This window comes from Micromonospora sp. NPDC005806 (genome assembly GCF_042871425.1).
Taxonomy (GTDB): domain Bacteria; phylum Actinomycetota; class Actinomycetes; order Mycobacteriales; family Micromonosporaceae; genus Micromonospora.
The window spans coordinates 15,835-40,288 of the sequence record NZ_JBIAIL010000028.1; the positions used below are offsets into that span (position 1 = coordinate 15,835).

The window sequence follows — 24,454 nt, forward strand, 5'->3', positions numbered from 1 at the left end:
CTTGTTCCTAATACAGGGGCAGAATCCGAGGAATGTTGGAGACCTCGGCGCGGCTGCTGCGCCTGCTGTCGCTGTTGCAGACCCCGCGCGAATGGACCGGCACCGAACTGGCCGAGCGCCTGTCGGTGAGCACCCGGACCGTCCGCAACGACGTGGAGCGGCTGCGCGCCCTCGGCTACCCGGTGCACGGCACCCGGGGCGCGGTCGGCGGGTACCGGCTCGGCGCGGGAGCGGCCCTGCCACCGCTGCTGCTCGACGACGAGGAGGCGGTGGCGGTGGCAGTCGGGCTGCGGACCGCCGCCGCGGGCAGCGTGACCGGGATCGAGGAGACCTCGCTGCGGGCGCTGGCGAAGCTGGAACAGGTGCTCCCCCACCGGCTACGGCGCCGGGTCGCCGCGCTGCACACGCACACCGTCCGGGTGCCGCACGACGAACCCGGCCCGACCGTGGCCGCGGCGACGCTCAGCACGATCAGCGCGGCCTGCCGGGACCGGGAGCGGCTGCACTTCGATTACGTCCGGCACGACGGGACGACGGACCGCCGGGACGTCGAGCCGTACCGGCTGGTCAACTGGGGCCGCCGCTGGTACCTGGTGGCCTTCGACCCGCGGCGGGACGACTGGCGGACCTTCCGGGTGGACAGGATCAGCCCGCGTACCCCGACCGGCCCGCGGTTCGCGCCCCGGGAGCTGCCCGAGGACGTGGTGGACCAGGTCCGGCGCGGGGTCTCCTCGGCCGCCTGGCGGCACCGGGCCCGGGTCCTGGTGCACGCCCCAGCGGAGGTGGTGGCCGAGCGGATCAACCCGGCAGTGGGCACCGTCGAGCCGGTCGACGCGGACCGCTGCGTCCTGCACACCGGCGCCGACCGGCTGGAGACCGTCGCGGTGTGGCTCGGCCTCCTCGACGCCGACTTCACCGTCCAGGACCCACCGGAGCTGGCCGCCCTGCTGCGTACCCTCGGCGAGCGCTACCGGCGCGCGGCCGGGTGACGCCGACGCGGCTCAGCCCAGGACGAACCGGGGCTCGCCGTCGTCGGGGAGGTCGAGACGGGGGGTGACCGGGGTGGCGGCGTCGCGGTCCGCCGCCGCGCGGGCCACGCCCGCGAGGTCGCCGGCGGCGGCGACCTCGGCCAGGGTGACCATCGTCGGCGGCAGCATGGTCAGCTCGCCGGCCGTCGCCCGGGTGAGGGCGTCCGCCGGGCGGAGCCACAGGGTGTGGTCGGCCTCGCCCGAGACGTCCCGGGTCCGCTGCCCCTCCGGCAGCAGGGCCACGAAGAAGTACGTGTCGAAGCGCCGCGGCTCGAACTCGGGGGTGATCCACCGGCTCCACGGCAGCAGCAGGTCGGACCGGAGGGTGAGCCGTCGCCCGGCCAGTAGGTCGGCGAAGCCGGTCCGGCGGGCCTCCAGATCCTGCCGGGCGTTCTCCCAGTCGTCGCCGCTCACGTCCCCGACCACGGTCGCCGCATCCGGGCCGGCCAGCAGCACCCCGGCCTCCTCGAAGATCTCCCGCGCCGCCGCGCAGACCACCGCCTGGGCGGCGTCCGGGGCGAGGCCGAGGCGGTCGCCCCAGGCGGCCGGCTCGGGGCCGGCCCAGTCCAGGTGCGCCTGCGAGTCGGAGCGGTCCACCCCGCCGCCGGGGAAGGCGTACATCCCGCCGAAGGTCATCGCGGCGACCCGGCGGATCAGGTACACCTCGAACTCCGCGCCGGACGGGCGGAGCAGCAGCACGGTGGCCGCGACCCGCGGCACGGCCGGGACGCCACCCTCGGCGTGGAACCGGCGGGCGTGCTCCACCAGGGCGGGGGGTGCGGCGAAGCCGTCGATCGTCATTCTGACCAGCCTAGTTCCCGACCGGTGGATCATCCGCCCGGCTGGTGGCCGTCCGGGATAGCGTGCCGGCATGACGCGTTGGGGAGTCCTGGCCACCGGCCACATCGCGGGACGTTTCGCCGAGGACCTGCGGCTGGTGCCGGGGGCGGAACTGGTCGCGGTCGGCTCGCGGACCCGGGAGAGCGCCGAGCTCTTCGCCGCCCGGCACGACGTCCCCCGGGCGTACGCCTCCTGGGCGGAGTTGGCCGCGGACCCGGACGTGGACGTCATCTACGTGGCGACCCCGCACGCCGCCCACCACGAGGCGGCCATGACCTGCCTGGCCGGCGACAAGGCCGTGCTGGTGGAGAAGCCGTGCACGCTCGACCTGGCGACCACCACCGAGCTGGTCGAGACCGCCCGGGCCCGCGGCCTCTTCCTGATGGAGGCCATGTGGATGCGGACCAACCCGCTGATCCTGAAGGTGCTGGATCTGGTCCGGGCGGGCGCGATCGGCGAGGTGACGAGCGTACGGGCGGATTTCGGGGCGGCCGGCCCGTTCCCGCCCGAGCACCGGATGCGGGCCCGGACGCTGGGCGGCGGGGCCCTGCTCGATCTCGGCGTCTACCCGGTGAGCCTGGCCCACCTGCTGCTCGGTGTGCCACAGCACGTGCAGGCCTGGGCGAAGCTGAGCCCGGAGGGCGTGGACGAGAACACCGGCATCGTGTTCGGCTGGGATTTCGGCGCGGTGGCGACGCTGGGCTGCGGGATGGTCGGCGCCACCGCGATCACCGCCTCGATCACCGGCACGGCCGGCCGGATCGACCTGCCCGAGCCGTTCTACCGGCCGGGCGCGGCGGTGCTGCACCGGCTCGGCGCGGAGCCGGAGACCATCCCGGCGGACCTGACCGGCGGCGGCTACCAGGATGAGGCGATCGAGGTGCAGCGCTGCCTGGCCGCCGGGCTGACCGAGAGCCCACTGGTGCCGCACGCCGCCACCCTTGAGGTGATGGCGCTGCTGGACGACATCCGCGCCCGGATCGGCGTCTCGTACGCGTGAGGGGTCCCCCGCCGCGGCGGGGGACCCCTCACGTTCATGCGCTCAGAACAGCGGGCGGACCAGCAGGTACGCCAGGCAGGCGATGGCCGCCGCCGCCGGGAACGTGATGATCCAGGCGATCACGATGTTGCCGGCCACGTTCCAGCGGACCGCGGTGAGCCGCTTGGTCGCGCCCACGCCCATGATCGCCGAGGTGATCGTGTGCGTGGTGGAGATCGGGGCCTTCAGCACCAGGGCGTTGAAGTAGAGCACCGCGCTGGCCACCGTCTCGGCCGCGAAGCCCTCCGGCGGGCCCAGGTCGATGATCTTCCGGCCGAGGGTCCGGATGATCCGCCAGCCGCCCGCGTAGGTGCCGGCCGCCAGCATGGCCGCCGAGGTCCAGAACACCCAGCCGGGGATGTGCGTCTTATCGTGCTGGAAGCCGCCGGTGTACAGGGCCAGGACGATGATGCCCATGGTCTTGGCGGCGTCCTGCATGCCGTGGCCGACGGACATAGCGGCGGCCGAGGCGGTCTGCGCCCAGCGGAAGCCGCGGTTCAGCTTGGCCGGCTGCCCCTTCCGGAACAGCCAGAGGATCGCCAGCATGACCAGGAAGCCGAGCACCAGGCCGACCACCGGCGAGAGCACCATCGGGATGATGACCTTGTCGACGATGTTGCCCCACTGCACGACGCCGCCGGAGAAGAGGGTGGCGCCGACCAGGCCGCCGAAGAGGGCGTGCGAGGAGGACGACGGCAGGCCGAAGTACCAGGTGATCAGGTTCCAGGCGATGGCGCCGAGCACGCCGGCGAAGACCACCCCCAGGCTGGTCACGCCGGTGGGCAGGGTGACCAGGCCGTCGCCGACGGTCTTGGCCACGCCGGCGCCGAAGTGCGCACCGACGAAGTTGCCGACGGCGGCCAGTGCGAGGGCGAACCGGGGGGTCAGCGCCCGGGTGGAGACGCTGGTGGCGATCGCGTTGGCCGCGTCATGGAAGCCGTTCGTGTAGTCGAAGGCCATGGCGACCACGATCACCGCCAGCACGGCGATGAGTTCGGGAGTCACGGGATCAGGACTCCTTGACCGCGATGGTCTCGACGGTGTTCGCCACGTGCTCGAAGGCGTCGCAGGCGGCCTCCAGCTCGTCGGCCACCTCCTTCATCTTCAGCACGGTGAGCGCGTCGTACTCGCCGGAGAAGAGGCGGACCAGCAGCATGCGGTACGCCTGGTCGCCGTCGTTCTCGAGGCGGTTGCACTCGATCCAGTAGTCCTCGAGGTTCTTCATCGACCGCAGCTGCGGCATCGCGTCGGCGGTCAGCTTGGCCTGCTGGTCCAGCACGTTGACCAGCTCGTGCAGCTCGCGCGGCAGCGCGGGGAGCTTGGTCAGGCCGTACAGGTAGAGCAGGTTGCCGACCGCCTCCAGGTGGTCCATCACGTCGTCGAGCAGCGAGCCCAGCCGGTAGATGTCCTCCCGGTCGAACGGGGTGATGAAGGTAGAGTTGATCTTCTTGAACAGCTCGTGGGTGATCTGGTCGCTGTCGTGCTCGACCTCGGTCAGCCGCTCGCTGACCGACTGCACATCGACGCCGGGCAGCGCCAGCTCGTTGAGGAGCTCGGTACCCCGCACCAGGTTCTGCGCGGCCCTGGTGAAGAGCTCGTAGAAAGCGCCCTCGGTGGGACGGAAGGAAAACTTCACAGCACGGACCTCGTCAGTGTCGGTGGAAGGGTGGCCGTCGCCCCGAAGGGCGCGTGCTCTGGGCATGCTAGGTACCCCGCGGAACCGGGCATCCGCCGGCCCACCCCTGGTCAGGCCCGATTCACCGCTCGTTCACCCGCCGTTCACCTTGGCCCTCTCGTTCTGGCTCCGCAACCGCTCGCGCTCCCGCTCGACGTCAAAATCGGCTGCCGGATACCCCAGATCCAACGCGTCGAACGTCTCCCGCAGCAGGTGGGCCACCGCCCAGTCGCGGTACCACTTCCGGTCCGCCGGCACCACGAACCAGGGCGCGGCGTCCGTGCCGCAGCGGCGCAGCGCGTCCGCGTACGCGGCCTGGTAGTCGTCCCAGCGGGCCCGGGTGTCCAGGTCGCTGGGGTTGTACTTCCAGTACCTGGTCGGGTCGGTGAGCCGCTCCATCAGCCGCTCGCCCTGCTCGGCGTACGAGATGTGCAGCATCACCTTCACCAGGGTGATCGAGCCCTCGGTCAGCTCCCACTCGAAGTCGTTGATCATGTCGTACCGGGCCCGCCAGGTGGGCTCGTCGACCAGCCCCTCGACCCGGGCGACCAGCACGTCCTCGTAGTGCGAGCGGTTGAAGACGCCCACGTACCCGGGCGGCGGCAGGGCGCGCCGGATCCGCCAGAGGAAGTCGTGCCGCCGCTCCTCCTCGGTGGGCGGCCCGAACGACCGGATGTGCAGACCGAGCGGGTTCATCGCGCCGGCCACCCGCTTGATCGTGCCGTCCTTGCCCCCGCAGTCCATCGCCTGGAGCACGAGCAGCACCCGGCGCGGGCGCTGGCCGCCCAGGTGCGCGCCGGCCTGGGTGGGGGCGCTGGCGGGTGCCTCCGGCCCGGCCGCCTCCTTCGCGGCGGCGTACAGCATCTCCTGCTGGCGACCGAGCTCCGCGCCGAGCAGCTCCACTTGCGCCCGCGCCCACTCCTTGCGCTGCTTCCCGGTGCCGGCCGCCGCCGGCAGGCCCGGGGTCGACCGGGGGTCGATCGCCGCCAGCTCCACCGCCCCGGGAGCCACCCGCAGCAGCTCCCGCACCGACCCGCCCTCGGGCCGCACCACCTCGTCGACTCCGCTCATCCCCCGATCCTCACCCAGCCCGCCCACCCCCGCCTCCCGAGCAGTCCCCGCCCGGCCCTCGTCGCCCCCGCCCTCGTGAAACGTCCAGGGGTGGGGGGAGAATGTGTTCCATCGGGGAGGGAGCGGGCGTGGCGGATCTGGCGGCGGAGTTCGAGGCGGAGCGCGGCCACCTCATGGCGGTCGCGTACCGGATGCTGGGTAGCCGGAGCGAGGCCGAGGACGCGGTGCAGGAGACCTGGCTGCGGTACGCGTCGGCGCTCGCCGATCCGGCCACCCGCGCCCAGGTCCGGGAGCTGCGTGCCTGGCTGACCACCACCTGCTCACGGATCTGCCTGGACGTGCTCCGCTCCGCCCGGGTACGCCGGGAGGCCTACCCCGGCCAGTGGCTGCCGGAACCGATGGTGAGCGAGCTGCCCACGGCGAACGGGTTCGCCCCGGACCCGGCCGAGCGGGCGGTCCGCGCCGACCAGCTCGGCACCGCGCTGCTGCTGGTGCTGGAGCGGCTGACCCCGGAACAGCGGGTCGCGTTCGTGCTGCACGACGTCTTCGCCGTGCCGTTCGCCACGGTCGCCGAGGTGCTCGGCACCACCCCGGCCGCGGCCCGGCAACTCGCCTCGCGGGGTCGCCGGGCGGTGAGCGGCCCGGACGTCCCCCGGCACACCGCCGACCTGGCCGAGCAGCAGCGGGTGCTGGCGGCCTTCACCGCCGCCGTGGAGTCCGGCGAGCTGGACCGGCTGGTCCAGGTGCTCGCCCCGGACGTGGTGCTGATCGGCGACAGCGGCGGGCACTTCCCGGCGGCCCGCCGCCCGGTGGTCGGGGCGGAGCTGGTCAGCCGCTTCATCCTGGGCCTGTTCGGCCAGGGTCGCCGGTACGGCGGGAAGGTGCTGGCCCGGCCCGTGCTGGTGGACGGTGCACTGGGGTGGCAGGCGGAGACCGTCTACCGGGACGGGCGGCCGATCCGCATGGTCACCTCGTTCGCCGTGCACGAGGGCCGGATCACCGGCGTCTTCAACCAGCTCAACCCGGAGAAGGTGACCCGGCTGCCGGCGGTCGGGACGCAGGCCGGCTGGCCGCCGCACTGACGGGCCGGCTCAGACCACCAGGGCCAGCCACTTCCGGTACGACGTGGCGAACGGCTCGGTGCCGTCGGCGAGCGCGCCGAACAGCCAGCCGGCCGCCGCCTCGGCCTCGACGACCAGGTCGTCGGGGTAGCCGAAGCGCTCGCGGTGCTCGGCGAATTCGTCCTCGTCGCGCAGCTCGACCAGGCCGGTGGCCCGGCGGCGGACCACGTCCAGGTCGAGGTCGACCAGGTGGACCGTGTCCGCACCCTCCCAGCGGGCCGGGGTGGCGATGTCGCAGTAGACCTCGCTGGTCCGGGGCGGGGGGTTGAACATGGCGGTCCACCAGCTGTGCCTGGGCACCAGCAGGACGAACGGGATCTGCTCGACCGAGGGCCGGCCGTGGTAGACCGACTCGGTGCCGGCCGGCACGCCGAGCCACACGCCGAGATCGTCCTCGGCGAGCCGGCGGGCCGGGTAGTCGCGGTGGGCGCTGCCGTCGTACTTGCGGTAGATCACGCGGACCACGTCGCTCGGCATGACTGGCACCCTAACCGATTCCGGCCACGCGACGCGATCGGCAGGTAACCGGACGCGAACCGACCGGAACCGCGCCACGCGGCGGCGCGGCGGGGCCGGTGTCGGGCCCGGCGGGTACGGTCGCACGGTGACCCCGCCCCGCACCGCCACCGGTCCAACCGTCGGAAAGAAGCGCCGGGGCGGCCGGCCTAGCGGCGGCGAACTGCTGGCCGCGGCGGTGGGCGCGGTCCCCGGTGGCGCGGCCCGGCCGGGCCAGCAGCAGATGGCCGAGGCGATCGGGCGGAGCATCGCCTCCGGCGAGCACCTGCTGGTCCAGGCCGGCACGGGCACCGGCAAGTCGCTGGCGTACCTGGCCCCGTCGCTGACCGTGGACGGGCCGGTGGTGGTCTCCACCGCCACCCTGGCCCTGCAGTCCCAGCTCGTCGACCACGACCTGCCCCGGCTGGCCGACGCGGTGGAGCCGCTGCTCGGCCGCCGCCCCACCTTCGCGGTGCTGAAGGGACGGCACCACTACCTCTGCCTGGCCCGGCTGGACAGCTCCACCGAGGAGGAGCCGGAGGACACCCTCTTCGACGCGCCCCGCCCCGGCGGCGGCACGAAATGGCTGGGCGAGGCGGGCCGGCTGGGCAAGCAGATCCAGCGGGTCCGCGACTGGGCGGAGGAGACCGCCACCGGCGACCGGGACGAGCTCGACCCGGGGGTCGACGACCAGGTCTGGCGGACCGTCTCGATGCCGGCGCGGGAGTGCGTGGGCGCCAGCCGCTGCCCGTTCGGGCAGGAATGCTTCGCCGAGGCCTCCCGGGCCCGGGCGCGCGAGGCGGACATCGTGGTCACCAACCACAGCCTGCTCGCCGTCGACATGCTCGCCGGCCGGCACATCGTGCCGCCGCACAAACTGCTCGTCGTCGACGAGGCGCACGAGCTGGCCGACCGGGTCTCCTCGGCGGCGCAGGCCGAGCTGGTCCCCGAGCTGATCGACCGGTCCGCCCGCCGGGCCCGCCCGCTGCTCCGCCCGGAGGTCGCCGAGCGGCTCACCGAGGCCGGCGACGCGCTCGCCGTGGGGCTCGCCGAGGCGCCGGCCGGACGGCTCACCGCCGGCCTGCCGCCCGCGCTGCGCGAGGCGTGCACACTGCTCGACTCGGCGACCCGGGCCGCTCTGGAGGGGATCGGCGAGATCAAGGCCGACGACCCGGACCCGGTCCGCAAGCAGCAGGCGAAGGCGGTGCTGGACGAGCTCTCCACCACCGCGCAGCGCCTGCTGGAGGAGGCCGACCACGACGTGGCCTGGGTGGAGAAGCCGGAGAACGGCAACCGCCGGGCGCTGGTGGTCGCGCCGCTCTCGGTCGCCGGCACCCTCGCCACCCACCTGTACGACGAGCGGACCGTGGTCGCCACCTCGGCCACCCTGGCGCTGGGCGGTCGTTTCGACACGGTGGCCCGGGCGCTGGGGCTGGAGGCGCCGCCGCCCACCCCGCCGTCCCCGGCCGCCGCCGCGCTGGCCACCGCGGCCGCCGCCGGCCGGGCGACCGCCGTGGCCACCGCCCCGGTGGCGAGCACCGAGGGCAGCCGGGCCGCGGTCGGCACCGTGCCGGCCACCGAGGGGCCGGGGTGGAGCTCGCTCGACGTCGGTTCGCCGTTCGACTACGCCCGGCAGGGCATCCTCTACGTCGCCGCGCACCTGCCCCGGCCGAGCGTCTCGGGGCTGCCCGGGCCGGCCGGCGAGGAGCTGCTGGCGCTGGTCGGCGCGCTCGGTGGCCGTACCCTCGGGCTCTTCTCCTCGCGACGGGCCGCACAGCAGGCCGCGGAGCTGCTTCGCGCGCGGACCGACCTGCCGGTGCTGCTCCAGGGCGAGGAGGCGCTGCCGCTGCTGGTCCGCCGGTTCCGGGAGGAACGGGAGAGCTGCCTGTTCGGGGTGATGTCGCTCTGGCAGGGGGTGGACGTGCCGGGCGACTCCTGCCAGCTCGTGGTGATCGACCGGCTGCCCTTCCCCCGGCCGGACGAGCCGCTGGCCGCGGCCCGCGCGGCGGCGGTGGACGCCAACGGCGGTTCCGGCTTCGCGGCGGTCAGCGTGCCGATCGCCGCCGTCCGGCTGGCCCAGGGCGTCGGCCGGTTGATCCGGGCCACCGGCGACCGGGGCGTGGTCGCGGTGCTCGACTCCCGGCTGGAGACCGCCCGCGGCTACGGCCCGTTCCTGCGGCGCAGCCTGCCGCCGTTCTGGTACACCACCCGTCCGGACGTGGCCCGGGGCGCGCTGGAACGGCTCGGGAAGAGCTAAGCGCGCGACGCCCGCGCACCCTCCCGGGTCGCGCGGGCGTCGGCACGGTCGCGCTCAGGGCGCCTGGGAGGCGACCACCACGGCGTCCGGCGGGGTGTCCGGCACGGTACGGGCGGCGAGCCGGCGGACGGCGGTGTTGAGCACCGCGATCAGCGGCACCGAGACCAGCGCCCCGGCGATCCCGGCGAGCACCACCCCGGCGGCGATGCCGATGATCACGGCGAGCGGGTGGATGGCCACCGCCCGGCCCATGATCAGCGGCTGGAGCACATGCCCTTCGAGCTGCTGCACGCCGATCACCGCGCCCAGGATGATCAACGCGGTCACCGGGCCGCTGTCGACCAACGCCACCAGCACGGCGACGCCGCCGGAGAGCGCGGCCCCGACGATCGGGATGAACGCCCCGAGGAACACCAGCGCGGCCAGCGGGAACGCGAACGGGATGTCGAAGATGACGAGGACGATCCCGATACCGACCGCGTCGATGAAGGCGACCAGCACGGTGGCCCGGACGTACGCCCCGAGCGTCGACCAGGAGGCCCGGCCGGCGTCGTCGACCTTCCAGCGGGCGGCCACCGGCAGCAGCCGGACCAGGAAGCGCCAGATCTTGTTGCCGTCGCGAAGGAAGAAGAACGTCGCGAAGAGCACCAGGATGGTGCCGGTGAGCACCTCGGCCAGGGTGGCCGCGGTGGACAACGCCCCGCTGGTGAACTTCTCCGTGTTTCCGTTGATCCAGCCCTGCGCCTCGTCGATGTACCGGTTGAGCTGGCGGTCGGAGAGGTGCAGCGGGCCGGTCTTGAGCCAGTTCTGGATCTGCCGTACGCCCTGCGACGACTTGTTGCTCAGCTCCGGCACGCCCTGGATGAACTCGTTCACCACCAGGGTCAGCGTGCCGATCACCGCGGCCAGACCGCCGACCAGCACCACGCCGGTCGCCAGCGACCGGGGGAAGCGGGCCTTGAGCAGCCAGCCGACCGCCGGGGCGAGCAGCGCCGAGAGCAGCAGCGCGACCGCCAGTGGGATGATCACGATGCGGATCGTGCCGACGATCCTGAGCAGCGACCAGGTCACGATGCCGACGACGATCAGCCGCCAGGACCAGGCCGCGGCGATCCGCAGCGCGTGCGGCACCTCGGCGTCGTCCCGGCTGGTGGTCGTGGCGTGCGTGACGGCAGGCGGCTCCGCGCCGACCACCGTCGCCGCGGCCGGGGCCGCCGGACCCGGCGAGGAGGGCGAGGCCACCCCCGACTCCCCCGGCGCGTTCTCCGGGTCGGCCCGGTTGGCCCGCGCCGAATCGCGGCCGGACTCGTACGCCCGGCGGAGCCGTCCGCGTATCGCCTCGAAGCGGCTCAAGCGCACCTCCCGCAAACTTCGCCCGCCCAGGTAACAGGGGGGACAGGATACGTCTGTCGGTCCCACCCTAGGGCGACGTCGCCACACATTGCCCGGGTGCGGTTCCGGTCAACCACCACGCGATCGACCACGGCGCACGGGGTAGCGTCTTCGCGTGACCGCCGACCAGAACCTCGACTCCGGGCTGCCGATTCGTCTGCTGCATGACCGCGTGCTGGTGCGTACGGAGAACGGCGAGGGTGAGCGCCGATCCACCGCCGGCATCGTCATCCCGGCCACCGCGGCGGTGGGCAAGCGGCTGGCCTGGGCCACCGCCGTGGGGGTGGGCCCGCACGTGCGCTCCATCGTCGCCGGCGACCGGGTGCTCTTCGACCCGGACGAGCGCTCCGAGGTCGAGCTGCACGGCCGGGCGTACGTGCTGCTGCGCGAGCGGGACGTGCACGCCGTCGCCGCCGAGCGGGTGGAGAAGGAGTCGACCGGCTCGACCGGCCTCTACCTCTAGGACACCTCCCCCGCCCCCGGGCGCCGTTTGCACCGCCGCCCGGCGGGAAGCCCAGGCACCTCAGCGCCCTGGGGAGGGGATCATGCCGGTAGTCATCAAGAAGATTCTCGCCTGGGGATTCCTGGCGTTCCTGATCTACTTCATGGCCTTCCGGCCGGACGGCGCGGCGCAGATGTTCAAGGGCCTCGGGGCGGGCCTGATGGCCATCTTCCAGGGCCTCGGCGACTTCATGACCGGTGTGATGACCTGATCCCCGCGGGAGGGTGCGGGCGCGGGCCGGCCCTGCGGGCCGCCGTCAGGTGCCGGGGGGCCAGGGGGCGGCCGGGCGCGGGCCGTACCAGCCGGGCGGGCCGTAGGGGGCCGGGAACGCCGGGGGCGGCGGCGGGGCCAGCACCACCGGGATCGGCACCACCGGCTCGTCCGGCGCCTCGACCGCCCGCTGCGACCCGTCGGGGAACCGCAGGTGATAGCGCTGCCCGTCCCACACCCCGACCGGCGCCTGCGGATCGCGGCCCACGAAGAACGCCCGGTACGCGCCGATCGCGTCCAGCAGCTCCCGTTCCTCCCGCGCCGTCCGGTCCCGTTCGGCCGGTTTGCGGTCCAACCCCCGGCGCATCCCGTCCCGCAGCAGCGCCAACCGGGTGGCCGCGAACTGGTATCCGCGCATTGCCTTCACCCCGCCGTCACCGGCCACCCGCCGGGCCCAGGTACGCGCGGCGTGCCGCCGCCCGAGGCTGCCCAGCGCGGCCACCTCGGGCGGGGTGAGCCAGCCGGCCCGGACGTAGTCCGGCAGGGTGCGCTCGGTGAGCCGCCCCTCCCAGGCCCGCAGCCAGATCGCCAGCCCGACCATGCCGAAGAAGATCGGCACCATCACGCCGATGTAGCCGTACAGGACGATCACCGGCTGCCCGGTGGCCACGGCCAGCGAGGGCAGCAGGTTCCAGGTGCCGTGCAGCATCATCGCCAGCAGCAGGCCGGCGATCGGAGCGAGGACGCGTACCCGCCGGTCGGCGGTGCGGGCAGCGATGCCCAGCCCCACCCCGGTCATCGAGGTGAACAGCGGGTGGGCGAAGCCGAAGAGCAGGATCCGGACGATGAAGATGGCGATCACCTGCTGGGCGCCGGTGGCCGGGCCGTACTCCTCGACGCCGGTGCGGTAGCCGTAACCGCCCAGGTAGAGGATGTTCTCCACCATGGCGAAGCCGATCGCGGAGAGCCCGCAGTAGACCAGCGCGTCGGTGATCCCGGAGAACTCCCGGCGCCGGAAGATCAGCAGCAGGATCGGGCCGGCCGCCTTGGTCAACTCCTCGATGAACGGGGCGACCAGCACCGCGGTCAGCGCCGTGGGCAGCCCCCAGCCCTTGAACAGCCGGGCGCCGGCCTCGTTGACGAGCAGCGAGACGGCGGTGGAGACGAACGCGCCCCAGACAAAGCAGAAGATCAGGTACAGGACCGGCTCCGGCTCGTACCGGTCCAGCCAGAGGAAGCAGGAGACCAGCACCGGCACCGGCAGGATCGCCGCCACGACGCCGACCAGCAGGGCCTCCGCCCCGAGGTTGGAGCCGAGCGTGTAGAGCATGAAGATCGCCCCGCTGGCGATTACCAGCACCACCACGGCAAGCACCACGACGCGTCGCCAGCCGAGCCGGCGCAGTGGCATCCGGGGGGTCGGCGACCCCGGCGGAGCGGCGGCGGGCGCGGTCGGCGGCGGCGGCAGGGCTCCGCCGGGCGGGGTGTCGGCCATGCGGTCAGCGTAGTCACCCGCGGCCCTCTGGTCCGGCCGCATCACGCCCGCTATGCTCCGGGGCAGGTCACGAGCGCCAGCGTCAAGCCCCGGCTTGCTGGCCGGCAACCCTCGTCGAGTTCGCGGTGGGGTGCCCCGGGTGATGACCGGGCCCAGCCCGAACCGCGTGCTGGGCAAGCGCGGACCCCGTCCCGGTGCCCATACCCCGGGGTCCCCCTGGACCCGGGAGGTTCCGGCATGACCGTCACCCTCGTACCCTCGCTGCCCACGCTGCCGGCGCCGACCCGGCCGGACCCGCTCGGCGTCCTCGGCGTACCGGGGGAGATCAACCTGGACCTCGCCGCCAGCGCGCCGTGCGCGCGGGCCGCGGCCGACGCGGTGGCCGAGCTGCTGCCCTGGTACGCGAGCGTGCACCGCGGCGCCGGGGCGCTGTCGCGGCGCTGCACGCTGGCGTACGAACGGGCCCGGCAGACGGTCGGCGACTTCCTCGGCGCCCGGCCGGACGACCAGGTGATCTTCACCCGGAACACCACCGACGCGGTCAACCTGCTGGCCCGGGCGCTGCCCGCCGGCACCACCGTGGTCACCTTCGCCGGCGAGCACCACGCCAACCTGCTGCCCTGGCCGCGCGGCTCGGTCCGGCTCCCGGTCCCCGACAGCCCGGGCGGGGCGGTCCGCGCCCTCGACGCCGCCCTCGCCGAGCTGTCCCGCGACGCCCGGCCCGGCCTGCCCGTGCTGGTCGCGGTGACCGGCGCGAGCAACGTGACCGGGGAGCGCTGGCCGGTGGCCGAGCTGGCCCGGGTGGCCCGCCGGCACGGTGCCCGGATCCTGGTGGACGCCGCCCAGCTCGCCCCGCACGCCCCGGTGGACCTGGCCGCGCTGGACGTGGACTACCTGGCCCTCTCCGGTCACAAGCTGTACGCCCCGTTCGGCGCGGGTGTGCTGGTCGGGCGCGGCGACTGGCTGGACGCGGCCCCGCCGTACCTGGCGGGGGGCGGGGCCACCAGCCACGTCGGCGCGGCCACCCACGAGGTGCGCTGGGCCACCGGGCCGGCCCGGCACGAGGCGGGCACCCCGAACCTGCTCGGCGCGGTGGCCCTCGCGGCGGTCTGCGCCGCGCTCGCCGAGGCCGACCGGGACGCACTGCACGCCTGGGAGCAGGCGCTGCTGGCTCGGCTGCGGGACGGGATCGCCGCCCTGCCGCACGTGGTGGAGCTGCGGACCTTCGGGCCGGACGCGCCCCGGGTGGGCATCGTCTCCTTCGTGGTCGCCGGTCGGGACTCCGCCGAGGTCGCGGCGCGGCTGGCGGCCGATCACCGGATCGGGGTACGCGACGGGCTCTTCTGCGCCCACCCGCTGGCCCGGCGACTGCTGGCCGAGGCGGCGGCCCGCAGCGGCCGGGGCGACCTGCCGCCCACCGCGCTCCGCGCCAGCCTCGGCCTCGGCACCACCCGGGCCGACGTGGACGCCCTCCTCACCGCCCTCGCCACCCTCGCCTGACCCGCACCTGCGGCGCGATCGGGAGGGGTCAGCCGACGGGGGGTGCGGTGGGGGGTTTGGGGGCGGGGCTCTGCTCGGTGGTCTCGCCGGTGCGCTGCTCCTTTTCGCCGAACGCCTGCCGGACCAGCCGGTTCGCCTCCTCCTGGTCGATCCCGGAGGCCACCAGCAGGTCGCTGGCGGTGGTACGCACCTGGGCGATCACCACGCTGCCGGAGAAGCCGACGCCCTCGGCGTACGCCCGGCCGGCCTCGCTGACCGCGCGCAGCGACCGCTCCCGGGCGTCGTCCGGCTCCTCACCGGCCGCGAACTCGTGCCGGAGCAGGCGTACCGCCTCGGCGAGGTGGGCGATGGAGTCGGGCATCGGTTCGGGGATGGGCTCCTCGTCCTCGATCATGGTGACGGAGCGCCGGATCAGCGTGCCGCTGTTCCGCATCGCCCGGTCGATCGGGTCGGCCGCCTCGGCATAGTGGGTCAGCTCGCTGCGCCGGTGCCAGCGGGCCGGCGAGATGGTGATGGTCTCCTTGGCGCCCTCGATCGCCTCGGAGAGCGCGGCCAGCTCCTCCTTGTTCTCCCGCAGCCGGTGCAGCGCCTGCTGCAGCGCGCTCCGGTCCCGTCTCCGCAGCGCCTCGGCGCAGACGTCGAGCTGCCCGGCGAGCAGGTCCAGCGCCGGCCGCGCGGCCCGGTTGATCACGCGCAACGGGTTGAGCGGCAAGAGGATCGCGGTCACCACCAGGGCGATGCCACCGCCGATGAACGCGTCCACGAAGCGTGGGAACTCAATGTTCTGCGTGGACGGGCTGAGCGTCACGATCAGCACGGCGGTGGCCGCCGCCTGGATCACGATGGCCACGCTCGCCCCGGCGAAGATGGTCAGCAGGATGGCCGCGGTCACCACCAGGCCGAGCTGCCAGGCCCCGGTGCCGAGGAGGTAGATCAGGAAGTCGCCGACGGCCACCCCGACCGCCACCCCGATGATCAGCTCGACCGTCCGGCGGAACCGCTGGCCGACCGAGGCGGCCAGGGTGCCGACCGCGGAGATCGGCGCGAACACCGGTTGCGGGTTGTTGAGCAACCGGTGGGAGACCAGATAGGCCAGCCCGGCGGCGAGGCCCGCCTGGACCGCCAGGCCGGCAGCCGTACGCACCCGGTGCACGCGGTCGTGCAGGGTGGCCTTGCTGCGGTTCCGGAGTTCGTCCATCGCCTCGGCGATTCGGGGCCCGTCGAGGTCGACCAACCCTTCGCGCAGGGGGGCACGCCGCAGGAACGGCGGTCGTCGGTCCCGGGCCACGGCCATGGCCGGGACTACCCGTCCCGCCCCCGGTGAATCCTCCCGTCCGGCGGCGGTGCGGCAGACTGCACCGGGTGGACGAGCTGATCGAGCGGTGGCGGGACACGGCCCGCGGGGCGGGGGCGGCCGACCCGGCCGGCGTCGAGCGGGCCGGGGCACGGCTGCTGGCCGCCTGGCGGGAGCCGCACCGGCACTACCACGCGGTGCCGCACCTGCGGGCGGTGCTGGACGTCGTCGACGCGTACGCCGGGTCGGCCCGCCGCCCGGAACTGGTCCGGCTGGCGGCGTGGTGCCACGACGCGGTCTACGACCCGCGGGCCGGCGCGGACGCCAACGAGCGGGCCAGCGCCGACCTGGCCGGCGCACTGCTCGCGGACGCCGGGCTGCCGGCGGAGGTGGTGACCGAGGTGCGCCGGCTGGTGCTGCTCACCGCCGGGCACATGGTGCCGGTCGACGATCCGGACGGCGCCCTGCTCTGCGACGCCGACCTGGCGATCCTGGCCGCCCCGCCCGGGGACTACGACGGCTACGCCGCCGCCGTCCGCCACGAGTACGCCCACGTCCCCGACCCGGACTTCCGCGCCGGCCGGGCCCGGGTCCTGGCGGCCCTCCTGGCGCTGCCCGCCCTCTACCGGCTCCCCGAGCCGCACGCCCGCTGGGAGGCCCCCGCCCGCGCCAACCTCACCCGGGAGCTCCGCTCCCTGACCTGACCCCGGCGATCTTGCACCTTGGGTGCCGGGAGAGGGCGCAGATCAGCCCGAATGGCCCACCCGACGGGCAGGCGCGCGCGGCGTGGGGACGGGGTGGTGGAGGTGTTTGGGGCGGCGGAGGCCGGCGGTGCGGAGGAGGCGGACGATCTCGCGGGAGGGCACGACTCGGGCGCCGAGCCAGACGGCCATCGGGAAGCGTTCGGCGGGTAGGTCGTAGTGGTCCCGGTCGAAGCCGCGCCGGGGCGCACCCAGCGCCTCGGCGAACGCGTGCAGTTCGGCGTAGGAGACGTCGCTGATCAGGTGCGACCAGAGCCGGCCCCGCCAGGGCACCGAGGGGCGGTCCAGGTAGAGCACGACGACCAACGGTACGCCCGGTTGATGATCACGATCGGCACGGCCTAGCCTTCCCGGCATGGCCGCCAACCCCCTCCTCGCCGAACTGCGGGCCGCGCTCGGTGACGCCGCCGTGCTCACCGACCCGGACCTGCTCCGTATCCACGAACGGGACGAGGCCGACCTCTGCGACGCCGGCACTCCACTGGTGGTGGTGCGCCCGCGGACCACCGAGGAGGTCGCGGTGGTGGTCCGGGCGGCGGGCCGGCACGGCGTACCGGTGGTGCCGCAGGGGGCGCGGACCGGGCTGGCCGGCGCGGCGAACGCGGTCGACGGCGCGGTGTTGCTGAGCACCGTGGCGATGGACCGGATCCTGGAGATCGACCCGGTGAGCCGGATCGCCGTGACGCAGCCCGGCGTGGTCAACGCGACGCTGGCCGGGGAGGTGGCGAAGCACGGGCTGTGGTATCCGCCGGACCCGGGCTCCTGGGAGTCCTCCACCATCGGCGGCAACGTCGCCACCAACGCCGGCGGGATGTGCTGCGTCAAGTACGGCGTCACCACGGAGTACGTGCTCGGCCTGGAGGTGGTGCTCGCCTCCGGCGAGGTGCTGCGCACCGGCCGCCGCACCGCCAAGGGGGTCGCCGGATACGACCTGACCCGGCTCTTCGTCGGCTCCGAGGGCACCCTCGGGGTGATCACCGAGGTGACCGTCTCGCTGCGGCCGGCGCCGGAGGAGTCGCTGACCCTGGTCGCCGTCTTCCCCACCACGGCGACGGCCGGCACGGCGGTCGCCGGGATCGCCGAACGCGGGCTCACCCCGAGCCTGCTGGAGCTGCTGGACCGGACCCACCTGCGGGCCATCGAGGCGTACCGGCCGATGGGGCTGCGCACCGACGCGCAGGCGCTGCTGCTGGCGGCCGTGGACACCGGGGCCCGGGCGGCCGGCGACCTGGCCCGGCTCGCCGAGGTGTGCGAGGCGGCCGGCGCCGACGAGGTCTACGCGGCCACCGACGCCGCCGAGGCGGCCGCCCTGCTCCAGGCCCGCCGGCTCGCCCACCCGGCGATGGAGAAGTTCGCCGCCGAGACCTTCCCCGACGGCAACGGTGGCCTGGTCATCGACGACGTGGCGGTGCCCCGCGGGGCGCTCGCGGCGCTGCTGGACGGGGTGGCCCGGATCGCCGAGGAGTGCGCTGTGCCGATCGGCGTGGTGGGGCACGCCGGCGACGGCAACATGCATCCGAACATCGTGGTCGACCGGGCCGACCCGGCCAGCGTGGCGCGCGGCCGGCGGGCCTTCGACGAGATCATGCGACTCGGGCTGGAGCTCGGCGGCACCTGCACCGGCGAGCACGGCGTCGGGCTGCTCAAACGCGACTGGCTGGCCCGGGAGATCGGCCCGGTGGGGGTGCGCGTGCACCAGGCGATCAAGGCCGCCCTCGACCCGGCGGGGCTGCTCAACCCCGGCAAGGTGTTCTGACGTTCACCCCCTGTCCTCGGCTGGGGTGGCCTGGGTGAGCAGCAGCAGGATCTGGTAGCCCACCGGCGGCCGCTCCTCGCCCGGGCAGTCCTGCGAGGTGATGGTCAGCCCCGGCGGGATCAGCAGGGTGGAGGTCAACGCGTCGATGCAGCCCTGCTTGTACTGGCGGGCCTCGTCGGTCTCGCTGGCCAGGGCCGGGTCGGCGAGCATCCGCTGCAACCGGTGGGTCTGCTCGGCGGTGAGCTGGCCGGTCGAGTCGACCCCGTCGCCGGCGCAGTCCCGGCACTGCCACCGCCCGCTCGGGTCCACGTCGAGGTTTCGGGGCAAGCCCTCCGGGCCGACCTGCTGCACCAGGGAGACCCGGCGCCCCGCCCCGGCTGTCGGGTCCCCGGCCGGCTGCCTCGGTGTGGTGGAGCCCTCGGCCCGGTCGAACAGGGAACAGCCGGTCAGAGCGACCGCCAGCAGGACGCCGGCGGCCAGCGGGACGACGCGCGACCATGTTGGGCGAACCACGCACGGAAACCTACACTTCCGTAGGTAGCGCCCGGTATCCTCCGGACGACGTTACCGGCCGGTCACCGGGAGGTCGGCAGCTCGGCGCTGTCGCCGTCGGCACCCCGGTCGGCCGCGAAACCGCGCACGTCCGGGGCGCCCAGCCGGGCCGCGTCGGCGGCCACGTCGTCGGGCATCGCCTGCGACAGCCGCTCCGCCTCGACCCGGGCCCGGTAGTGGGCGACCTCACGGGCGCGGGTCGCCTCGTCCCAGCCCAGCACCGCGCCCATCAGCTCCGCGGCGTGCTCGGCCGACTCCAGGCCCCGGTGGCTGGTCTCGAAGGAGATCCGGGTACGCCGGGTCAGCACGTCCTCCAGGTGCAGCGCTCCCTCGGCGCGGGCCGCGTACGTCACCTCGGCGGCCAGGTACTCCGGGGCGCCGGCGAGCGGGGAGCCGAGCAGCGGGTCGGCCTCGATCAGGGCGAGCAGGTCGCGGGTGAGCGTGCCGTACCGCTCCAGCAGGTGCTCGACCACGCCGACCGGCATGCCGTGCCGGCGGGCCAGGTCGGCCCGGTCCCGCCACATCGCCGCGTACCCGTCGGCGCCGAGCAGCGGCAGGTCGGCGGTACGCGACGGCCGGGTCCAGCCGAGCCGGTGGACCGCCCGGTCGACCACGTCCGACGCCATCACCCGGTACGTCGTGTACTTGCCGCCGGCCACCAGCAGCAGCCCGAGCATCGGCTCGACCACCGCGTGCTCCCGGGAGAGCTTGGAGGTGGAGTCGGCCTCGCCGGCCAGCAGCGGGCGCAGCCCGGCGTAGACGCCCTCGATGTCGTCGGTGGTCAGCGGCCGGTCCAGCACCGTGTTGACCTGCGCCAGCAGGTAGTCGATGTCCTTGGCGGTGGCCGCCGGGTGGGACCGGTCGAGCCGCCAGTCGGTGTCCGTGGTGCCGATGATCCAGTGGCCGCCCCACGGGATGACGAAGAGCACGCTGGTGGCCGTACGCAGGATCAGGCCGGTCTCGCCGGTGATCGCCGAGCGGGGCACCACCAGGTGGACGCCCTTGGAGGCCCGGACCCGTACGCCGGGCCGCAGCCCGACATCGTTCAGCATCCGGGACATGTCGTCGCTCCATACACCGGTCGCGGCGATCACGGTGCGGGCGCGTACCTCGAACTCGGCGTCGGGCGATCCGGCGGGCGCCTCCAGGTCGCGGACCCGGACCCCGGTGACCTCGCGGGCCTGCCGGATCAGCCCGACCGCCCGGGCGCTGGTCACCACGGTCGCCCCGAGGCTGGCCGCCGTGCGGGCCAGCGTCGCCACCAGGCGGGCGTCGTCGACCTGGCCGTCGTAGTAGCGGATCGCCCCGGCCAGCTTGTCGGTGCGCAGGCTCGGGAAGACCCGGCGGGCGCCCTCGCGGGTCAGGTGCCCGTGCAGCGGCATGCCGCGACCGCCGCCGAAGATCCCGGCGAAGGCGTCGTAGGCGGCCACCCCAGCGCCGTAGTAGGAGCGGCGGAAGAAGCGTCGCGGCAGGTCGCGCAGCCCATCCTCGGCGGGCAGCGGGACCAGGAACGGCACCGGGCGCACCAGGTGCGGGGCGAGCCGGGTGGCGAGCAGGCCGCGCTCGGTCAACGCCTCGTGGACCAGGTGGAACTCCAACTGCTCCAGGTAGCGCAGGCCGCCGTGGATCAGCTTGCTGGACCGGCTGGACGTGCCGGCGGCGTAGTCCCGCGCCTCCACCAGGGCCACCTTCAGCCCGCGGGAGGCGGCGTCCAGCGCGGTGCCCGCCCCGGTCACGCCACCGCCGATGACCAGCACGTCGAACCGCTCGGCGCGAAGTTTGCGCAGGTCGTCGGCGCGGCGCTCGATGGAGAGCTGACCGGCCACGGATCGGGACACGTTGGGGTCGCGCACCCGTCCACGGTAACCGTCCCGGCGCTCCGGCGGCATCTGCTGCCCGCCCGTACCGTGTTGGTCATGACGGTCGGTCCCCCCGCAGCCCCGGTCGCACCACCGGTTCCCGGTCCCCGGGGGACCGGTCCGTGGCCGGTGGTCGCGGCCGCGCTCACCGGCGTCTGGGCGGTGCTGGTCACCGTGGTGGGGCAGCTCGGCGGCTGGGCGGTCGACCAGGCGGTGCTGGTCGCCGGCCTGGACCGGGCGGTGCCGGCCTGGCCGGTGGTCGCGCTGGCCACGGTCCTGCTGGTGGGCACGCCCACGCTGGCGCTCGCGCTGCTGCCCCGGTCCCCGGCGGTCCGGGCCACTGGTCGCGCCTGGTTCGCCGGCACCGTGGCGCTCGGCGCGCTGACCCTGCTCCGGACCCTGCCGCCGGTGCACGAGGAGGCGTACCTGGCCACGCTGGCCGTCACCGCCGCCCTGCTCGTGCTGGTCCTGGGTCGGCTGTCCCGGCGCCGCGCGGCCGCCGCGCCCCCCGTCGTGCCGCCCGCGCCGCGTGCGGCCGCCGGTCCGGGCGGCACCGCAGCCGACGCGACGCCGGGCGCGGACGAGGCGGCGGCCGGCGGGCGGGGGTTCGGGAGGGTCACCCTGCTCGCGATCGCCGCCGGGCTGGCGTCGCTGCTGCCCTGGGCCTGGGTGGGCGCGCTCGGCGGCGCCCTGGAGACGCTGCTCGCCGTCCTCGCCGCGGCCGCGGTCGGCGCGCTCGCCGGGGCGCTGCTCGACCCCGCGTTCTGGGCCCGGTTCGCGGTCGGGGAGCCGCCCCGGCCGGCCCGGCTGGTGCTGGTCGGCGGCCTGGTCGCCGGGGTCACCCTGGTGCTGCTGGCCGCCGGGACCGGGCAGTCCGGGGCGCAACTGCCCGCCCTGTTCCTGCTACCGCCGCTCGGGTTCGCGCTGGGGGCGCTGGCGGCCGCGGCCCGCCGCTCCGGCGTCCCGGCCGGCCGGGCCCCGGTCCGCTGGCTGGTCGGTCTCGCGCTCCTCGGGCCGCTCGCGTTCACCGACCCGGAGGAGATCACCGTCCTGCTGGCGACCAGCCGCGACGTGCCGCTCTGGGTCGCGGTCGCGAGCGCGCTCGGGTTCGCCGTCGCGGTCCTGCTCGCCCTCGGGTACGGCGTGCTGCTGGCCCGCCCCCGTGCCGGCGCGCCCCGGCGCGGGGTGGCCGGGCTGACCGCCGCGGCCCTGCTCGCCGCCGTGGCCGTGGTGTACCTCGTCCCCGGCCAGCCCGGACTGTACGGCGATCGACTGCTCGTGGTGCTGCGCGAGCAGGCCGACCTGACGGGGATCCCCGTCGGGGCGCCCGGCCGGGCCGGGCGGGACGCCCGGGCGGCCGAGGTCTACCGGCGCCTGGTGGCCACCGCCGACCGGACACAGCGCGACCTGCGCGGCGAGCTGACCCGGCTGCGCCTGCACCCCACGCCGTACTACCTGGTCAACGCGATCGAGACGGACGGCGGGCCGGAGGTGCGGGCCTGGCTCTCCGGTCGGCCGGAGGTGGCCCGGGTGCTGGTCAGCCAGCGGCTGCGTCCCCTGCCGGCGGCGGCGCCCCCGGCGCGTGGCACCGCGGCCCCGCCGACCCGCCCGGCGTGGAACGTCGCACTGATCGGCGCGGACCGGGTCTGGTCCGAACTGGGCGTGACCGGCGCGGGCGTGGTGGTCGGCAGCTCCGACTCCGGGGTGGACGTCCGGCACCCGGCCCTGGCCACCGGTTTCCGGGGCGGCGACGACTCCTGGTACGACCCGTGGGAGCACACCCGTACCCCGCACGACCGGGGTGGTCACGGCACCCACACGGTGGGCAGCGCGGTGGGCCGGGACGGGATCGGCGTGGCGCCCGGCGCGCGCTGGGTCGGCTGCGTCAACCTGGACCGCAACCTGGGCAGCCCGGCCCACTACCTGGACTGCCTGCAGTTCATGCTGGCCCCGTTCCCGCCCGGCGGGGACCCGTTCACCGACGGTCGGCCTCAGCGCGCGCCGGACGTGTTGACCAACTCGTGGGGCTGCCCGCCGATCGAGGGCTGCGACCCGGGGGCGTTGCGGCCGGCGACCGCCGCGCTGGCCGCGGCCGGCATCCTGGTGGTGGCCGCCGCCGGCAACACCGGCCCGTACTGCGGCTCGGTGGCCGATCCGCCGGCCCCGTACCCGGACGTGCTGACGGTCGGTGCGGTGGACCGGGACCGGCAGCTCACCCGGTTCTCCAGCCGGGGCCCGGCCGCCGGCGGCGTCGCCAAGCCGGACCTGGTCGCGCCGGGGGCGGGCGTGCTGTCGGCGTACCCCGGGGGCGGCTACGCCACCCTGGACGGCACCTCGATGGCCACGCCGCAGGTGGCGGGGGTGGTGGCACTGATGTGGTCGGCGAACCCGGCGCTCGTCGGCGACCTGGCGCGGACCCGGCGGATCCTCCTCGACACGGCCGGTCCGGCCGGCGTATCCCGGGTCGGGGACCGCTGCGGTGGCGAGCCCGACCTGGTCGGCGCGGGCCTGGTGGACGCGTACGCCGCGGTCCGCGCCGCGAAGCAGGCCGCACCCTCCGCCTGACTGTTAACAACCCTGTCGGTCGGGCGGCGAATGGCCTAGGGTCGGCGACCATGGACGCGGAGATCATCGAGCTGGAGCCCGACCGCCTGCCCGCGGTCGTCGACCTGTGCCGCCGGGCGCTCGACCTGCCGGAGGACGCGGCCGAGGCGCCGGCCGTCGTCGACACCCTGGCCGCCCGCGCGGCCGCCGACCGGCCGGTGCTGCGGCTCGGCGCGGTTCGCGGCGACGAGCTGATCGGGGTGCTGGTCGGCTCGCTGTCGGGCCGGGATCCCCAGCTCGGCCACGTCGACCTGCTGGCGGTGGCCCCGGAGGAACGACGCCGGGGTGTCGGTCGGGCGCTGCTGGCCGAGGCGGAACGGCGGCTCGCCGGACTCGGCGCGGCCGAACTGCTGCTCGCCGGGAACCCGCCGCACTACGCCTGGCCGGGCATCGACGTGCGGTACACCCCGGCGGTCTGCGCCGCGCTGCGCCTCGGTTACCGGCAGGACCGTACGGCGTGGAACATGACGGCGGACCTGGCCGAGGGCTCCCCCGCGGTGCGGTCCACGGAGGCCACCGAGCGCCGGCTGGCCGACGCGGGCGCGACGGTACGCCGGGCCGAGCCGGGGGACCTGCCGGCGCTGGCCGCGTTCGCCCGCGCCACCTTCGGCGGGGCGTGGGACGACGAGCTGGCCGGGTCGCTGGGCCGGCCCGACGCGGGCGCGCACCTGGCGGAGCGGGACGGCGAGATCCTCGGCTTCGCCGCGTACGGCTCGTCCCGGCCGAGTTGGTTCGGCCCGATGGGCACGGCACCGGCGGCCGAGGGCTCGGGGATCGGCGGGGTGCTGCTCCGGCGGTGCCTGCGCGACCAGGCGGCGGCGGGGATCGGCGCGGCGCAGATCGGCTGGGTGGGTCCGGTGCCGTTCTATTCCGGGGCGGCGGGCGCGCGGATCGAGCGGGTGTTCTTCCTGTACCGGAAGGACCTCGACCGGACATAAGTAATGTAAGTTACATAGACGTTTATATTGCCATTCACCCCTCCCGGTCATTGACGGCCGCCTAC

General features: G+C 75.0%; 22 protein-coding genes and 1 riboswitch. Of the genes, 11 read left to right on the forward strand and 11 right to left on the reverse strand.

The window, feature by feature from the left end:
- Nucleotides 1-32 precede the first annotated feature (32 nt).
- Nucleotides 33-989, forward strand: a complete 957-nt coding sequence (locus ACFYOS_RS25110) for a helix-turn-helix transcriptional regulator (protein WP_387146273.1) — start codon at nucleotides 33-35, stop codon at nucleotides 987-989.
- A 12-nt stretch (nucleotides 990-1,001) separates the two neighbouring features.
- Here ACFYOS_RS25110 and ACFYOS_RS25115 read toward each other — a convergent pair whose 3' ends face one another.
- Complete coding sequence (locus ACFYOS_RS25115; RefSeq protein ID WP_387146276.1) at nucleotides 1,002-1,829, reverse strand: NUDIX hydrolase; 828 nt, start codon at nucleotides 1,827-1,829, stop codon at nucleotides 1,002-1,004.
- Between the two features lie 70 nt (nucleotides 1,830-1,899).
- Here ACFYOS_RS25115 and ACFYOS_RS25120 point away from each other — a divergent pair, with 70 nt between their 5' ends.
- Nucleotides 1,900-2,868, forward strand: a complete 969-nt coding sequence (locus ACFYOS_RS25120; protein ID WP_387146279.1) for a Gfo/Idh/MocA family protein — start codon at nucleotides 1,900-1,902, stop codon at nucleotides 2,866-2,868.
- A 42-nt stretch (nucleotides 2,869-2,910) separates the two neighbouring features.
- Here the strand turns inward: ACFYOS_RS25120 and ACFYOS_RS25125 are convergent, their stop codons facing one another.
- The 3 genes from ACFYOS_RS25125 to ACFYOS_RS25135 all read right to left on the reverse strand — a co-directional run bounded on the left by ACFYOS_RS25125 (nucleotide 2,911) and on the right by ACFYOS_RS25135 (nucleotide 5,653).
- A complete protein-coding gene (locus ACFYOS_RS25125) occupies nucleotides 2,911-3,912 on the reverse strand; it encodes an anion permease (RefSeq protein ID WP_387146282.1) in 1,002 nt (333 codons plus the stop codon).
- A 4-nt stretch (nucleotides 3,913-3,916) separates the two neighbouring features.
- A complete protein-coding gene (locus tag ACFYOS_RS25130) occupies nucleotides 3,917-4,543 on the reverse strand; it encodes a DUF47 domain-containing protein (protein WP_073837884.1) in 627 nt (208 codons plus the stop codon).
- 132 nt (nucleotides 4,544-4,675) lie between these two features.
- The gene (locus ACFYOS_RS25135; RefSeq protein WP_387146286.1) at nucleotides 4,676-5,653 is read right to left on the reverse strand and encodes a PPK2 family polyphosphate kinase; all 978 of its coding nucleotides are present in this window, start codon (nucleotides 5,651-5,653) and stop codon (nucleotides 4,676-4,678) included.
- Between the two features lie 128 nt (nucleotides 5,654-5,781).
- Here ACFYOS_RS25135 and sigJ point away from each other — a divergent pair, with 128 nt between their 5' ends.
- Nucleotides 5,782-6,735 carry an RNA polymerase sigma factor SigJ gene (gene sigJ, locus ACFYOS_RS25140; protein ID WP_387146289.1) on the forward strand — a complete coding sequence of 318 codons (954 nt, stop codon included), beginning with the start codon at nucleotides 5,782-5,784 and terminating at the stop codon, nucleotides 6,733-6,735.
- Nucleotides 6,736-6,744: 9 nt separating this feature from the next.
- Here the strand turns inward: sigJ and ACFYOS_RS25145 are convergent, their stop codons facing one another.
- Nucleotides 6,745-7,251, reverse strand: a complete 507-nt coding sequence (locus ACFYOS_RS25145) for a DUF402 domain-containing protein (RefSeq protein WP_387146292.1) — start codon at nucleotides 7,249-7,251, stop codon at nucleotides 6,745-6,747.
- Between the two features lie 262 nt (nucleotides 7,252-7,513).
- Here ACFYOS_RS25145 and ACFYOS_RS25150 point away from each other — a divergent pair, with 262 nt between their 5' ends.
- Nucleotides 7,514-9,526, forward strand: coding sequence for an ATP-dependent DNA helicase (locus tag ACFYOS_RS25150; protein ID WP_387146478.1), 2,013 nt, complete (start codon nucleotides 7,514-7,516; stop codon nucleotides 9,524-9,526).
- A 54-nt stretch (nucleotides 9,527-9,580) separates the two neighbouring features.
- On the opposite strand, the gene ACFYOS_RS25155 is transcribed toward ACFYOS_RS25150, so the two are convergent.
- Nucleotides 9,581-10,945: an AI-2E family transporter gene (locus ACFYOS_RS25155; RefSeq protein ID WP_387146295.1), complete on the reverse strand. Its 1,365-nt coding sequence runs from the start codon at nucleotides 10,943-10,945 to the stop codon at nucleotides 9,581-9,583.
- Between the two features lie 88 nt (nucleotides 10,946-11,033).
- On the opposite strand from ACFYOS_RS25155, the gene ACFYOS_RS25160 reads away from it, so the two are divergent.
- Together ACFYOS_RS25160 and ACFYOS_RS25165 are read left to right on the forward strand one after the other, a co-directional pair.
- Nucleotides 11,034-11,381 carry a GroES family chaperonin gene (locus ACFYOS_RS25160; protein WP_387146298.1) on the forward strand — a complete coding sequence of 116 codons (348 nt, stop codon included), beginning with the start codon at nucleotides 11,034-11,036 and terminating at the stop codon, nucleotides 11,379-11,381.
- An 82-nt stretch (nucleotides 11,382-11,463) separates the two neighbouring features.
- Nucleotides 11,464-11,631, forward strand: a complete 168-nt coding sequence (locus ACFYOS_RS25165) for a hypothetical protein (RefSeq protein ID WP_387146301.1) — start codon at nucleotides 11,464-11,466, stop codon at nucleotides 11,629-11,631.
- A gap of 45 nt (nucleotides 11,632-11,676) precedes the next feature.
- On the opposite strand, the gene ACFYOS_RS25170 is transcribed toward ACFYOS_RS25165, so the two are convergent.
- On the reverse strand, nucleotides 11,677-13,167 hold the full coding sequence (locus ACFYOS_RS25170) for a PrsW family intramembrane metalloprotease (RefSeq protein ID WP_387146481.1): 1,491 nt from the start codon (nucleotides 13,165-13,167) through the stop codon (nucleotides 11,677-11,679).
- Nucleotides 13,168-13,190: 23 nt separating this feature from the next.
- Nucleotides 13,191-13,311, forward strand: a riboswitch (SAM riboswitch).
- Between the two features lie 51 nt (nucleotides 13,312-13,362).
- On the opposite strand from ACFYOS_RS25170, the gene ACFYOS_RS25175 reads away from it, so the two are divergent.
- The gene (locus ACFYOS_RS25175; protein WP_387146305.1) at nucleotides 13,363-14,625 is read left to right on the forward strand and encodes an aminotransferase class V-fold PLP-dependent enzyme; all 1,263 of its coding nucleotides are present in this window, start codon (nucleotides 13,363-13,365) and stop codon (nucleotides 14,623-14,625) included.
- A gap of 28 nt (nucleotides 14,626-14,653) precedes the next feature.
- On the opposite strand, the gene ACFYOS_RS25180 is transcribed toward ACFYOS_RS25175, so the two are convergent.
- Nucleotides 14,654-15,913: an aromatic acid exporter family protein gene (locus ACFYOS_RS25180; protein ID WP_387146484.1), complete on the reverse strand. Its 1,260-nt coding sequence runs from the start codon at nucleotides 15,911-15,913 to the stop codon at nucleotides 14,654-14,656.
- Nucleotides 15,914-15,987: 74 nt separating this feature from the next.
- Between ACFYOS_RS25180 and ACFYOS_RS25185 the strand changes: the two genes are divergently transcribed.
- Nucleotides 15,988-16,623: a metal-dependent phosphohydrolase gene (locus ACFYOS_RS25185; RefSeq protein ID WP_387146308.1), complete on the forward strand. Its 636-nt coding sequence runs from the start codon at nucleotides 15,988-15,990 to the stop codon at nucleotides 16,621-16,623.
- 42 nt (nucleotides 16,624-16,665) lie between these two features.
- Here ACFYOS_RS25185 and ACFYOS_RS25190 read toward each other — a convergent pair whose 3' ends face one another.
- Nucleotides 16,666-16,977, reverse strand: coding sequence for a DUF4031 domain-containing protein (locus ACFYOS_RS25190; RefSeq protein ID WP_387146311.1), 312 nt, complete (start codon nucleotides 16,975-16,977; stop codon nucleotides 16,666-16,668).
- A 58-nt stretch (nucleotides 16,978-17,035) separates the two neighbouring features.
- Between ACFYOS_RS25190 and ACFYOS_RS25195 the strand changes: the two genes are divergently transcribed.
- Nucleotides 17,036-18,436, forward strand: coding sequence for an FAD-binding oxidoreductase (locus tag ACFYOS_RS25195; protein WP_387146314.1), 1,401 nt, complete (start codon nucleotides 17,036-17,038; stop codon nucleotides 18,434-18,436).
- A gap of 3 nt (nucleotides 18,437-18,439) precedes the next feature.
- Here the strand turns inward: ACFYOS_RS25195 and ACFYOS_RS25200 are convergent, their stop codons facing one another.
- Together ACFYOS_RS25200 and ACFYOS_RS25205 are read right to left on the reverse strand one after the other, a co-directional pair.
- Entirely contained in the window at nucleotides 18,440-18,949 is a 510-nt protein-coding gene (locus tag ACFYOS_RS25200) for a hypothetical protein (protein ID WP_387146317.1), read from the reverse strand.
- 62 nt (nucleotides 18,950-19,011) lie between these two features.
- Nucleotides 19,012-20,826 carry a glycerol-3-phosphate dehydrogenase/oxidase gene (locus tag ACFYOS_RS25205; protein WP_387146487.1) on the reverse strand — a complete coding sequence of 605 codons (1,815 nt, stop codon included), beginning with the start codon at nucleotides 20,824-20,826 and terminating at the stop codon, nucleotides 19,012-19,014.
- Between the two features lie 78 nt (nucleotides 20,827-20,904).
- On the opposite strand from ACFYOS_RS25205, the gene ACFYOS_RS25210 reads away from it, so the two are divergent.
- Together ACFYOS_RS25210 and ACFYOS_RS25215 are read left to right on the forward strand one after the other, a co-directional pair.
- Nucleotides 20,905-23,412: a S8 family serine peptidase gene (locus ACFYOS_RS25210; protein ID WP_387146319.1), complete on the forward strand. Its 2,508-nt coding sequence runs from the start codon at nucleotides 20,905-20,907 to the stop codon at nucleotides 23,410-23,412.
- Nucleotides 23,413-23,462: 50 nt separating this feature from the next.
- Nucleotides 23,463-24,389 (forward strand): GNAT family N-acetyltransferase, encoded by a 927-nt coding sequence (locus ACFYOS_RS25215; protein ID WP_387146322.1) that lies wholly within the window; start codon nucleotides 23,463-23,465, stop codon nucleotides 24,387-24,389.
- Nucleotides 24,390-24,454 lie beyond the last annotated feature (65 nt).

Bases quoted from the DNA above. Each gene is read 5' to 3' on its own strand.
- ACFYOS_RS25110 (WP_387146273.1), top strand. From the start codon at position 33: ATGTTGGAGACCTCGGCGCGGCTGCTGCGCCTGCTGTCGCTGTTGCAG.
- ACFYOS_RS25115 (WP_387146276.1), bottom strand. From the start codon at position 1,829: ATGACGATCGACGGCTTCGCCGCACCCCCCGCCCTGGTGGAGCACGCC.
- ACFYOS_RS25120 (WP_387146279.1), top strand. From the start codon at position 1,900: ATGACGCGTTGGGGAGTCCTGGCCACCGGCCACATCGCGGGACGTTTC.
- ACFYOS_RS25135 (WP_387146286.1), bottom strand. From the start codon at position 5,653: ATGAGCGGAGTCGACGAGGTGGTGCGGCCCGAGGGCGGGTCGGTGCGG.
- ACFYOS_RS25145 (WP_387146292.1), bottom strand. From the start codon at position 7,251: ATGCCGAGCGACGTGGTCCGCGTGATCTACCGCAAGTACGACGGCAGC.
- ACFYOS_RS25150 (WP_387146478.1), top strand. From the start codon at position 7,514: ATGGCCGAGGCGATCGGGCGGAGCATCGCCTCCGGCGAGCACCTGCTG.
- ACFYOS_RS25165 (WP_387146301.1), top strand. From the start codon at position 11,464: ATGCCGGTAGTCATCAAGAAGATTCTCGCCTGGGGATTCCTGGCGTTC.
- ACFYOS_RS25170 (WP_387146481.1), bottom strand. From the start codon at position 13,167: ATGCGGCCGGACCAGAGGGCCGCGGGTGACTACGCTGACCGCATGGCC.
- ACFYOS_RS25175 (WP_387146305.1), top strand. From the start codon at position 13,363: ATGACCGTCACCCTCGTACCCTCGCTGCCCACGCTGCCGGCGCCGACC.
- ACFYOS_RS25195 (WP_387146314.1), top strand. From the start codon at position 17,036: ATGGCCGCCAACCCCCTCCTCGCCGAACTGCGGGCCGCGCTCGGTGAC.
- ACFYOS_RS25210 (WP_387146319.1), top strand. From the start codon at position 20,905: ATGACGGTCGGTCCCCCCGCAGCCCCGGTCGCACCACCGGTTCCCGGT.
- ACFYOS_RS25215 (WP_387146322.1), top strand. From the start codon at position 23,463: ATGGACGCGGAGATCATCGAGCTGGAGCCCGACCGCCTGCCCGCGGTC.